General features: G+C 35.9%; 5 protein-coding genes and 2 pseudogenes. 4 read left to right on the plus strand and 3 right to left on the minus strand.

Going from position 1 to position 11846, the window contains the following annotated elements; all coding sequences use genetic code 11:
- Positions 1-502 precede the first annotated feature (502 nt).
- Entirely contained in the window at positions 503-3556 is a 3054-nt protein-coding gene (locus F6K27_RS22695; protein WP_287276547.1) for a DUF4347 domain-containing protein, read from the plus strand.
- A 363-nt stretch (positions 3557-3919) separates the two neighbouring features.
- Here F6K27_RS22695 and F6K27_RS22700 read toward each other — a convergent pair whose 3' ends face one another.
- Together F6K27_RS22700 and F6K27_RS22705 are read right to left on the minus strand one after the other, a co-directional pair.
- Entirely contained in the window at positions 3920-4210 is a 291-nt protein-coding gene (locus tag F6K27_RS22700) for a PAN domain-containing protein (RefSeq protein WP_161564405.1), read from the minus strand.
- A gap of 476 nt (positions 4211-4686) precedes the next feature.
- Positions 4687-5286 (minus strand): annotated as a pseudogene (locus F6K27_RS22705) (Uma2 family endonuclease).
- A gap of 598 nt (positions 5287-5884) precedes the next feature.
- Here F6K27_RS22705 and F6K27_RS22710 point away from each other — a divergent pair.
- Positions 5885-6838 carry a glycosyltransferase family 2 protein gene (locus F6K27_RS22710; RefSeq protein WP_124144047.1) on the plus strand — a complete coding sequence of 318 codons (954 nt, stop codon included), beginning with the start codon at positions 5885-5887 and terminating at the stop codon, positions 6836-6838.
- Positions 6839-7529: 691 nt separating this feature from the next.
- Entirely contained in the window at positions 7530-9581 is a 2052-nt protein-coding gene (locus F6K27_RS22715; protein ID WP_287276546.1) for a hypothetical protein, read from the plus strand.
- Between the two features lie 54 nt (positions 9582-9635).
- On the opposite strand, the pseudogene F6K27_RS22720 reads toward F6K27_RS22715, so the two are convergent.
- Positions 9636-10199 (minus strand): annotated as a pseudogene (locus F6K27_RS22720) (IS1 family transposase); the annotation flags it as partial.
- A gap of 338 nt (positions 10200-10537) precedes the next feature.
- Between F6K27_RS22720 and F6K27_RS22725 the strand changes: the two are divergent.
- Complete coding sequence (locus F6K27_RS22725; RefSeq protein WP_287276545.1) at positions 10538-11353, plus strand: RusA family crossover junction endodeoxyribonuclease; 816 nt, start codon at positions 10538-10540, stop codon at positions 11351-11353.
- The last annotated feature ends 493 nt before the right edge of the window (positions 11354-11846 follow it).

The following is an 11846-nucleotide window of genomic DNA, read 5'->3' on the forward strand; positions in this document are numbered from 1 at the left end:
GAAAATGACCCATCAAGGCCCGCAGTTCCTCAATTCCCATTAAACCAACTCTTTCGGTGGCAAAAGTATGACGTAAATCATGGAGTCTTACTCCTGTTAATATGGGACTTTGATTGGTTACTTCTCTCCATAAGCTATAAACTCTATAAAATTTTTCTGAGGTAGAGATCAGACAATTTCATCTTGCCAAAGTCCGATATTTATTCATCCTAACTCCTCATAACGTCGCCGTTTGAACTCCAAGATTTTGGCAGATAATTATCACTAGAATACTGAAACATATTCGCCATCATCCACAAGACAAATAACGTTTATTAGGTATCAAATATAAACAACTAGAAAAATCATTAAAACAAAAATAAACCTAAACGGTTTCCTCCAAATTCACAATTCATATCCCATATTTTAGAATTACTTAATCTTTGACAAATTGTCTTTTGACAAAATATTTACTGAGAGATTAGGGTATTTCTCAAATTTATCAATTTGAGGATTTATCAAGATGAATTTAATCTTAAAAAAATCTACAGAATTAACAAAAATTAACCAAAAGTTGCAACAACTCCGACAGCATAAAAGATTGATGGTAATTGACACCAGAGTGGAAAATTATCGCCAGTTAGCCACCGGAGTTACTCCACAAACAAAAGTTGCTTTAATTGACCCTAACCGTGATGGAATAGAACAAATTACCGAACTTTTATCTAACTATCCAACTAATAGTTTGCATATTGTCTGTCATGGCGATCCTGGAATTTTATATCTAGGAAAAACACCAATAACCGAGCATAATATCTCCAAATATACTGGATATCTGCAAGAATGGGGAACTATTGATATATTACTCTATAGTTGTAATATTGCCAGTCAATCGAATAACTTTATCAAACTTTTACATCAACTAACTGGAGCTAATATTGCTGCTTCAAAACATCAGGTGGGCAACCCATTAAAAGGTGGAACTTGGGATTTAGAAAGTCGCATTGGTTCAGTTACTTCAGAGATAGCTTTTTTACCAGAAGTTATTAAATATTATTCTGGAGTTTTTCACGGTTTACAATTCTATTTCGGTCAAGATGAAACAGGTCAAATCAGAGCCTATCTTGGCAAAGATGACAGTGTGAGTAACGGCTACACAAACCTATTTTCTGACGACTATCTCACTTTATCGCCAGTTGGGGTTTGGGATGACCGAGTAGTAGAAGAATCAGATACTGCCTTCGACTATCGCTATACTGATAACGCATCCTATTTTCCTGGTTTCACACCACAGGTAGATATGTTCTACGAGACTCCTGTAGATGGGAGTCCAGTGGATGATTCTTTCGATCGCGAACGCAATACTTATTTCCAAGTCAACTTTCTTGATGAGCTGAAAGTCTGGGATGGTGAAAGTTTTGTGACCACAGGTGGAGAGGTGATGACCTGGTATCAAGAAAACTGGTTGGTCAACGATGAAGGTGAATGGTATGTAGAATTCGCAAATGAAGTCACTACAGGGGAAGCTGTTGTAGAAGGAGAACCATACTATTATGCAGTATATAACGAGCCTGGTAACGACCACTGGCATTATGTCATGGAACTACAGGAAGGGACTTCACCTACAGGTATTGATGACGGACTTTACCTTTTGCCAATCAGTGTTGAGACTAATATTCCTGGTAGCATTCCTTCCGATCCTGTTTATATTCTCTACAATCAAAATCTCTCTCCCGCCCCCGATGCAGACCAAGATACTATTCTGGCAGCTCAAAACTATCTGCTGGAAGAGTTCGGCACGACTGAACCCGCTCAAGAATTTAAAGCCTTCTTAGACAGCAGTCAAAATGGAGTAGAGTCAGACGCTACGGGAGTTGCAACTTTTAGCCTCAATGCCGAACAAACAGAAATAGAATATACCATTCAATTAAATGGAATCGATCTAATTGAAGACCCCGCAGAACGTACCGCCGATAACGCAGTCACCAAAATTCACTTTCACCACCGCGACTATGGCACTAATGGCAGTCACGTTTTGAATATCTTTGGGGCACCATCTGTAGATGACGATGATATTCAGATCGACTACGAAAGTGAAACAATTACAGGTAAATGGGATTGGTCTGATGCTGCTGCCAATTTTGCTCGCCATTCTGAACCCAAGTCTGATGGGGTTTATGGTGACTGGACAGCTCCCGAATTAGAAATTGAAGTTGTTGAAGCTTACGATGATGGCACTTTAGGTATCAAACTACTAGATGGGGAACCCCGAGACGAACTCAACATTTTTGAGGGAACTCAGCTCAACTTTGGCAATGGTGCAACAGTTGAGATAACAGAAAATATCACCATATCTACGGTAGAAGGCAGTACAGTTGCAGCAAGTCTGCTAGAAGGAGGCGATCTTCCTACCGGGGAAATAGCCATTCTGCCTACCGCTCAAATGCCGGGAACTCAACCAGTGATAACTTCTCTAGTTAATCTATTTCATGGCAACCTCTACGTCCAGGTGCATACAAACCAAAATCCTGAACCTGGTGATATTCGAGGTCAAATATTACCTGTGAGAACTGTGGATGATGCCGAAGATGGGGTACTTCATGGCGGTACGAGTAATGAATTATTTGAATTGAATGCTGCTGACGTTGGAGGTCTGGAGATTCAAGAAGTAGCTGGTCGCGAAACTTTGACTCTTGAAGGTATGGAAACTTCTATGTCAGACTTGCATCGAGAAGATACCGATCTAATGATAGATGTCAACCAAGATGGCAGTTTCCAAACAGCGGAGGATCTGACACTGAAAGACTTTTTTGCAGAGGAAGCAGGAGAAGTTGGCGTAGGTTATATTGAGTTAGTTGATGAGATTTCTGGTTCTGAAATTTTAACAAGTGTCTCTTCGAGTGGGGACGACTTACTCCAGGGAACTTCAGGAGAAGATATTCAGCAAGGTAAGGGTGGTAACGATGTTATGTTTGGCTTTGCTGGTAATGACGAACTCTATGGCAACCGGGGTAACGATAGTATCAATGGTGGTGATGGTGATGATATTCTCAAAGGTGGTTATGAAAACGATACTCTGAAGGGAAATAGTGGCAATGATACATTGATTGGTTGGAAGGGTTTTGATGCTTTGCTCGGTGGCAGTGGAGAAGATAGTCTGAGCGGTGGTCTCGGTCGCGATCGCCTCAATGGAGGAGAGGATGACGATATTCTCAGTGGTGGAGCGAGTAAGGATAAATTTATCTTTGCTGCTAATAAAACATTTAGCGAAGCAAATTTAGGCGTGGATGAAATCACTGATTTTGTATCCGGCCAAGATCGAATTATCTTGGATGTAACTGTGTTTTCTGCCATTACTACTACTCCTGGAGAAAGTCTAGATAGTAGCGAATTTGCTGTGGTGGATGGTGAAGCTGATGTATTTACCGCTGATGCGACTATCGTTTATGACTCTGCTAATAGTACCTTATATTACAATCCTAATGGTATTGAGAATGGCTTGGGAGAAGGCGATCGCTTTGCTATTTTCTCTAATGGAGTATCTTTGGAGGCAGATGATTTCTTAGTCAGAGCTTGACGCTCTTTCCTTTGATTTCATTAATATCATGTCCGGTTGAACAGTTATAAATAAATAACGACGGAGTCCTCAGGAGTCAGGAGTCAGGAGTCAGGAGGGAAGAAAGAAGAAGAACAAGAGAAGAAGGAGAAAGTTTTTTCTCACTAATTATCCGGACATAATATAACAACAGCGATCGATTGATAGCAGTTTTCATTAGAATAGAGTACAGAGATGTTGGCTTTAAGGCAGGAGCTATGTAGTCTACCAAAGCGAAAACGGCTCCGATCGCGGTTAGAAATTTATAATTATATCATCCGGACATGATATAACTAGGTTTTTTGCTACGGAATGCTACGCAAAAAGGTGGGTCCAATATTGCGATTAGTTACCGTAACCTTGGGGTTTTAATGCAGAAATGTAGTCTGGATTTACTTCTGCTGAAAAGTAAGCCATTAACTCCGTACAAGTTGATGTAGGTCGAAACCAATTCACTGCTATACACTCAGAATCATTTTCACATAAGTTAGAACATTCTTCTGGGCCAGAAACATCGGTAACAGCAAGCCCTCGCCCTCGGATAAATACATCAGGGGACAATGGCCCCATATCGTCTGCAAGAGCTGAAGTTACATTTGCCAGCATCGTACCGAAAAAAACCAATGCGACCAGCATGATTCCTGCGATAATTTTCCACAATCTTTCCATTTGTCTCTTCGTTTATCCTTATATTGGGTGCTTTTCAAAAGGAACTTTTCAGAACATTTTTACCTTTCCCTCAGATGAAGACCTTTTTCTCTAATATTTTCTTAATTTTTCCTTCTCAAACAACTACAGACAATAATTGACTTTTCATCAAGCAATATCTATAGAGATAATCTTGGACGAATCTTTCCAAGGATTTTAGTTGAAAACTATTTGGTATTATTCTGTAAGCATTTCCTACGGAATGCTGCGCAAACAGTTATTAGCTATCAACTCTCAGAAAAAGGACAGGGTTTTAATGAAAATAGACTGTTTTAGCCAGTTTTTGTAGTAAGATTTAATTCTGACTCAATTAGTAAAGCTTTTATCTAAAACTAAAAACAATACCTAATAGCTGATAGCTGATAGCTGACGGCTGAATGCTTACATTATTCTGCTCGAAAAACTTATTCCACAGTCAATTTTAATTCCGGAAAGATAGAAGATTGAATGAGTTGCTTTTCCTTAAATTGAGTAGATTTATACTCTCCATTTTCTAGGGTATTAACTGTAAAAGTTGGCTGTTTGGGATAACCGATAAATTTTCTTCCTCCTAATCCCAAATAATCCACAATCCAATATTCTTTAATGCCCATAATTTCATAAGCATCTAGTTTGAGAGGATAATCATCGCTCCAATTGCTACTGACAACTTCAATTACTAACTTAATTGACTGACTATTAATTAAAGTAGATTCTTTTTCTCAACGTGGTTCATTCTGAATAAAATCTCGGTTGACAACAATTACATCTGGTTCGTAACCTGATAAATTATCGGTTTTGACAATACATTCTTTAGGGATAAAGTAAGGCGACCCTGAATGCCTAATTTCCAAGCTCAACTCAGCCATTAAAAAACCTGCAATTTGAGAATGTTGACCTCTAGGTTTAGGCATTTGAGTAACTACTCCGTTATGTAATTCATAGTGGTATTCCGACTGTTCTGGATACCAATTAATAAATTCATCAAAATCACTAAAACTTGTCCTATAAAGTACCTGGGTCATAATATCAAATCCGGTTGAATACTTATTATTATAGTTGGGAGTGAGGGAGTGAGGGAGTAGGGGAGTAGGGGAGTAGGGGAGATGAAATATTGAAGTAATTATAGAATTATAAACAGATATTAAACATCTCCTCCAAAAGAGGGAGTAGGGAGTAGGAAGTAGGGGGAAAGAATTGATAAATAAGAGTGCGGTAATCTAAGCATTCAGCAGTCAGTCATCAGCTATCAGCTATCAGCTATTGCTTTTAATTTAGGATAAAAGCTTTATTAATTGTTTTACTACAAAAGTTGGCTTCCTTACCCTTAAAGTCAGTTGTTAATTGTAAGCATTCAGCAGTCAGCTATCAGCTTTATTAATTTTAGTTGACAATTTAAGCTTGCTGTTCTTGTGCTTCAATTCTTTGTTTAAAAATGTTGTAGAAGTTAAGCAAATGCTTGCTTCATTTATTAAAAAGCTGTTTGCGCAGCATTCCGTAGGAAGAGCTGACAGCTAATAGCTGAATGCTTACCTGATAACTGATAACTGAAATGACTACTCCCTAAAAGTTGACAATTATAAACTAGATATGTATGATTTGGGCGAGTAGTGAGTAAAGACTATGAAAAATATAGATTATTCTGTAGTTATTCCCATCTTCAACGAAGAAGAAATCATCCCTGAACTATGGCGACAGTTATTAGATGTTTTACAGCGACTTGATGGTAATAGCGAAGTAATTTTTATCAATGATGGTAGTGTAGATTCTTCCTTTGAACTGTTAAAAAAAATAACTCAGCAACACCTAGAAGTAAAAATTATTAACTTTTCTAGAAATTTTGGACATCAATCTGCTTTGTCTGCGGGAATCGATCATGCTGATGGAAAAGCAGTTATTTTAATGGATGGAGATTTGCAAGATTCTCCAGAAGCGATTATTAGTTTTTCACGACTTTGGCAACAGGGATATGATGTGGTTTATGCTATTAGAAAAAATCGTAAAGAAAAATTGTTGAAACGATTAGCATTTAAAAGTTTTTATTACATTCAAAGAAAGTTGTCAGGAATTATCACTCCAATGGATGCAGGTATCTTTTCATTAATGGATAGAAAAGTCATCTTAACTCTACGACAAATGCCAGAACGCAACAAATATTTAAGTGGTTTAAGAGCCTATGCCGGATTTAAACAAATAGGTATTTCTGTAGAACGTGGTCCTCGATATAGAGGTGAGCCTAAAGTTTCAGTTTCTAAGTTATTTAAGCTTGCTTTTGATGGCATATTTTCTTTTTCAACAATTCCTTTGAAAATGGCAACTATTTTAGGCTTAGTATCTGCAATTTTCTCTTTTATTATAGGATTAATTGGTCTTTACTTTAAATTTGTTTTAGGGCAAGAATTTTTATCTTGGGCTTATGGTTTAACTACAACATTTTTTATGGGGGGAATACAACTCCTGTCTCTAGGAATTATTGGAGAATATATTGGTCGTATTTACGATGAAGTTAGACAAAGACCGTACTATATTATTAGAGAAAAAATTGGCTTTGAGAAAATAAGTTCAGATGAAAGTTAAAATTTTTAACAGTGGGTTGAACAAGAAGATTTAAGTTATCTACTAAAAACTGTGGTACACAATTTTTCAGTATCTGGATAACAATTTATATTCAATTTTATTTATAAAATATTTTTTTCACTCAGCAGATTAATTTCATGGAGTTGAAGAAGGTTTTTAGTTATAGTTTTTAGGTTAATACTTCAGTCTAATTTTAAACCAAGGTTGCACAACAAGTTTCTCTTCAATCTACCACCTAAAATCTAATACTAATTTCATTAGGACTTACGCATAACTACCACTTATGCCTAGGGGTTAACGGCCAACCCCTAAAAATGCTGTATAATTTCGTCTTTTGCGTAAGTCCTGTTCATAAAATATTGCTACATTCATGGAAGAGTAAGCAGGGATTAGGTAGGGATATTGCATGCAATGTCCCTAGGTCGCAGAGGAAAAGAAGTATATGAAAAAAGAGAAAAAAAATTAAATATTTACAATATCTGCGAACGATCAAATTTTATACTTAAGGCCAAAAATTATCTTTTGATTTTGGGTTTAATTCCCCGCCGTCTACGCGGTGTTTACAATTGGTTGGGGTTTGAGTCCCCATTCTCTTTTTCCTTTTTCGGTCTTTCCTTCTTACTTCTTCAAAGATTAAGATCTAACTACCTTTTTCAAATTGGTATAAAACCTTTAGAGCGTAATGAGGATAATGACAACAGAAAAAAAATCCCCAATTAGCAAAAAAATCTTCAAGAATACTTTCCAACTTTTAAATTGGATAAGTATAGTTTTAGTTATACTTCCAGCAGTTGCAATGGGAATATTAATTCTGACCTACAGCGTTAATATCCCTTATTGGGACCAATGGAATCTTATGCCTCAGTTATTCATAAAAATTTCCCAAAATTCCTTGTCCTGGCAAGACTTGATTGCTCAACATAATGAAAGTAGAAAACTATTTCCACGACTAATATTTCTCGGACTGGCATATTTAACTAACTGGGATGTTAGATATGAAATGCTAGTAATATTTATCTTAGCTTGTCTAGTTTCTGTTAATATTTATCGCCTCAATCGATTAACCGTAAATGCTAATTTGTTGACAACTTCACTCATAGCTTTCTTGACAAATATCCTGATTTTTTCTCCAATTCAATATGATAACTGGTTTTGGGGAATCCAATTAGTAGTTTTGATGCCGATCGCTTGTATTACTACAGGAATTTCAGTTGTCTACTCCCACTTTCATACTAGATATAAATTTTTAATTTGTATGATGCTTTGCATCATTAGTACTTTTTCCTATTCTAATGGGATGATAGCTTGGATAATAATTTTACCTGTATTAATATTAGTTACGGCAAAATCAACATCAGATTTACTGAAACAAAAATGGTTATTCTTAAGCTGGATAGCAGTTTTTATCAGCAATATAATTATTTATTTTTATGATTATCAAAAGCCTGAAGTTAGCCCTAGTCTTATACCAGCATTTCGGCATCCAGAGCAAACTTTACAGTTTTTCTTAGCCTTTTTGGGTTCTCCTTTGGGTTCTGGTTTTGAAATATCTCCTCTTACTTCTTCGATATTTATTGGTGGAGTAGAAATAGGAATATTTTGCTGTTTATTTATTTACCTACTCAAACATATTAAAAATTACCATATTTTAGAGAGAACTATTGGTTGGATGATGATTGCTATCTACTCAATAATTAGTGCTTTAATTACTGCCGTTGGTAGAGTTGGTTTTGGAGTAGAAAGTGCTTTACCTTCAAGGTATACAACATTTTCTATTTATTTAATAATCGCTATTATACATTTATTACCAATAGTTTTGAGCCATATTTATAGTCAGATAAATCCGATAAAATCGCAAGTATGGCTCTATAAAGTTACAGTGGCGATCGCCATGACTGGATTGATGATTTTACACTATAAATCGTTTACTTATAGCGTGAAAGAAATTAAATCTAGCTATCAATTGCGTATGGAAGGAAAAACTTGTTTGTCATTCATTAATATCATTGAAAATAAGTTTTGTATTGAAGAAAATATTTTAGGAAATTATGATCATGTTAAAGATTTAGTCAAGGGACTTAATTACTTAGGTATGTTAAAACCTAATTTAGTTGCCAGCAATAATATCGAAGCGATCGCTGCTGAAAAATCTCCAGATCAAACTTACGGATCGTTAGATGGAATTATACCTTTAAATAGTTGGTACTTTGTTAATGGTTGGGCATTTTTACCAGAGCGTAACGAGCCTGCAGATGCAATTATTTTAACCTATAAAAATCAAGCAGTTGAAGAAGGAAGAAGCGGTGCTACCCGGCGTCGGCGACAGACCCAAGGGAATGCGCACCAAGAGAGGAACAAGGAAAAAGTGGTGCTACCCGGCGTCGGCGACAGACCCAAGGGAATGCGCACCAAGAGAGGAACAAGGAAAAAGTGGATGGGGACTCAAACCCCAACCAATTATAAACACCCTGTAGATGGCGGGGTATTAAACCCAAAAGAAAAAGATGATTGGATTATTTTTGATGTTTTGATGTCTGCTCAAACTCAAAGAGAAAATTTAGTTCAACTATTCAATAATCCTGCATACCTTAACGCAGGTTGGGAACAAACAATTTCTGGTAAATTACTCCCAGAAGGTAAGTTGAAAATTGCAGCTTGGGCATTTGATGCTAAATTAGGCAAAGCTTATAAATTAGATACAAATCACCCGATTACAAAAAATGGTAGTGGAGTAGGAGAGTAGGGGAGTGTGGAAAGTATTATTTAATCTTTCTATATAGGCAGTTAAACCAGTTTATTTTCCCACTGAGCTATGTCTACAATCAGAAAAAATCAAATCATAAGCTCACCAGAAATCTGTATAACAAATTGCACATTGCCTGTAAATACCCGGCAATCAATTTCACAACCCTAATACACCTTTTTCACGTCTTTCTCCTAACTAAAAAGAAACCCACAATTTCTTTGGTGTCTATGTCAATGGCTAGCCACAGCCATTGCTTGTAATGTTTGCTCCCAACAAATGACCACATTTCATCACACTCAATAGTGAGTTTTCCGGTTTTTTTAGTAGATTTAATAGACTGATAAACCTCTGTATACTTACTATTAACGTAATGCGTGAAGCCATTTTTCAGATACACCTTTTACAGGAATAATGCCAGCTAAACTAATTTTTTCACTTTGATAATTTATCAATCAATTCTTTGGTTTGATCGTTGATGTATACTTTGGAGTTATTTGGGACAAATTGTATTTGACAGGTTTGACATTGATATTTCTGTTTTTTGTTATGAATTGTGCCATTTTTCACAATATGGCTACTACCACAATTGGCACAGATTAAATCATTATTTGGCATAGGATTAGATATTGATGAAATATTTTTGAAATGTATATTATCAGAATTTTTTGTATTACATTTAAGGTTGAGTTATTTATAACGTACTGATTGATTATATCAAGTGTTAGCGGAGCTTTGTGTTAGCAATCGCCTACAAAATAAATGTTCAAATTTCAAGTAGATTGAAGTTCAATATTTGAGAGATTAATATCATAAATTGATCATTTATATTAACCTACCACTACATATATAGGACTACCCAGGATTTTTTCTTTTTTATCCTTAATACAATTATGCTTTAAACCTTAATTATTCGGTAAAATAGCTCTATAGTCAACTTCTTCACCTAATATAAAATGTTAATTAATTGGCAAGACTTAATAGCAGAAATAAATTTTAAACATAAACAATGCCAAGACGATCCGATGAATGCTATGGCATTTGCTTATTCTTTAGGGCAATTATTACTAGAAACTCAAGCTTTATTTTCTCCCGCTGAATGGCAATCTTGGTTCAAAAAGAATTGCCATTTCTCAGAAAGTTGTGCTGAAACTTATCTGCAAATAGCTAAAAGCTGGCCTAGTTTCCGGACGCAATTAGATCCTTACAGAAAAGTGGATCTATCTGCTATGGAGAATATACCCCAGATGTCACTTATTTCCTCTAAGTCAAAGGATAGTTTTGAAGAAGATGTGGAGACAGAAGTTAAGCAAATTATTCCTTTATTGAGCAATGCTGAAAATTTTCCGACCTCCCTTCCAGACTCTGAAAAATCTGAAAATGCTACAATTATTAACTTTTATCTTCGTGGGAAAGTAGTTCCAAAAGCACGCCCACGAGTTACGACTAATGGTACTTATTTACCACCTCGATATCGTGCCTGGAGAAATCAAGCAGAAGTTGAAATTTACCGTCAAGTTTCTGACCTTAATTTAGAAGTAAATTTACCAATTCAAAGAGCAGCTATTTCTATCAGTTTTTGTGGTAAACATCGTACTAATTCTGATTTAGATAATTTAGCAGGGGCTTGTCTTGATGCTTTAACGTTAAACGGCGCGGGGGTGCTGCAGGACGACCGCTTGGCTTATATTCCTAAACTTAATCTTGAATATATTCCTAATACTAAGGAAACGGGAGTTAAGATTACAATTGAAATACTTCCTGTCAGATAAATCGTTAAATAATAAGTTTTAATTTAGTATGTTATATGGCTTTGTTGCACAAAGAAAGGAAATAGGGTAAAAGTAACAGTGCGTGGCACAGCAAACCTACACCAACGTAGATATGAGTAAGTCCAAGTCTAAATGGTTCAAACAGGCAAGCCCAAAAGCTACAAAGTTGAAATCTAGTTAACTCCAATATTACCGCCACAACTTTAATGGATTTAACTCCGAAAACATAGATTAATCCTCTAGTATTAGCAGGTGCTTTAACAGAGGGAATTTATAATTTTCAAGTAGGCAAAAAAAAATTTGATTTTGAAGAATTACCTTTTGCTGGAAGTGAGTTTAGTCATCCTTATTATTGGGCACCATTTATTTTAATTGGTAATAGATTTTGAAGAATATCGTAGGTTTTAGGTAGTAGGTAGGTCTAATTAAACGTTAAAAAAATTGTAGGGGCGGATTTTCACCTAAAACCTTGACTTATGGGTTATATAATAGA

This window comes from Okeania sp. SIO2F5 (assembly GCF_010692685.1).
GTDB lineage: Bacteria > Cyanobacteriota > Cyanobacteriia > Cyanobacteriales > Microcoleaceae > Okeania > Okeania hirsuta.

Coding starts and splice junctions, on each gene's coding strand:
- F6K27_RS22695 (WP_287276547.1), top strand. CDS start 503: ATGAATTTAATCTTAAAAAAATCTACAGAATTAACAAAAATTAACCAA.
- F6K27_RS22700 (WP_161564405.1), bottom strand. CDS start 4,210: ATGCTGGTCGCATTGGTTTTTTTCGGTACGATGCTGGCAAATGTAACT.
- F6K27_RS22710 (WP_124144047.1), top strand. CDS start 5,885: ATGAAAAATATAGATTATTCTGTAGTTATTCCCATCTTCAACGAAGAA.
- F6K27_RS22715 (WP_287276546.1), top strand. CDS start 7,530: ATGACAACAGAAAAAAAATCCCCAATTAGCAAAAAAATCTTCAAGAAT.
- F6K27_RS22725 (WP_287276545.1), top strand. CDS start 10,538: ATGTTAATTAATTGGCAAGACTTAATAGCAGAAATAAATTTTAAACAT.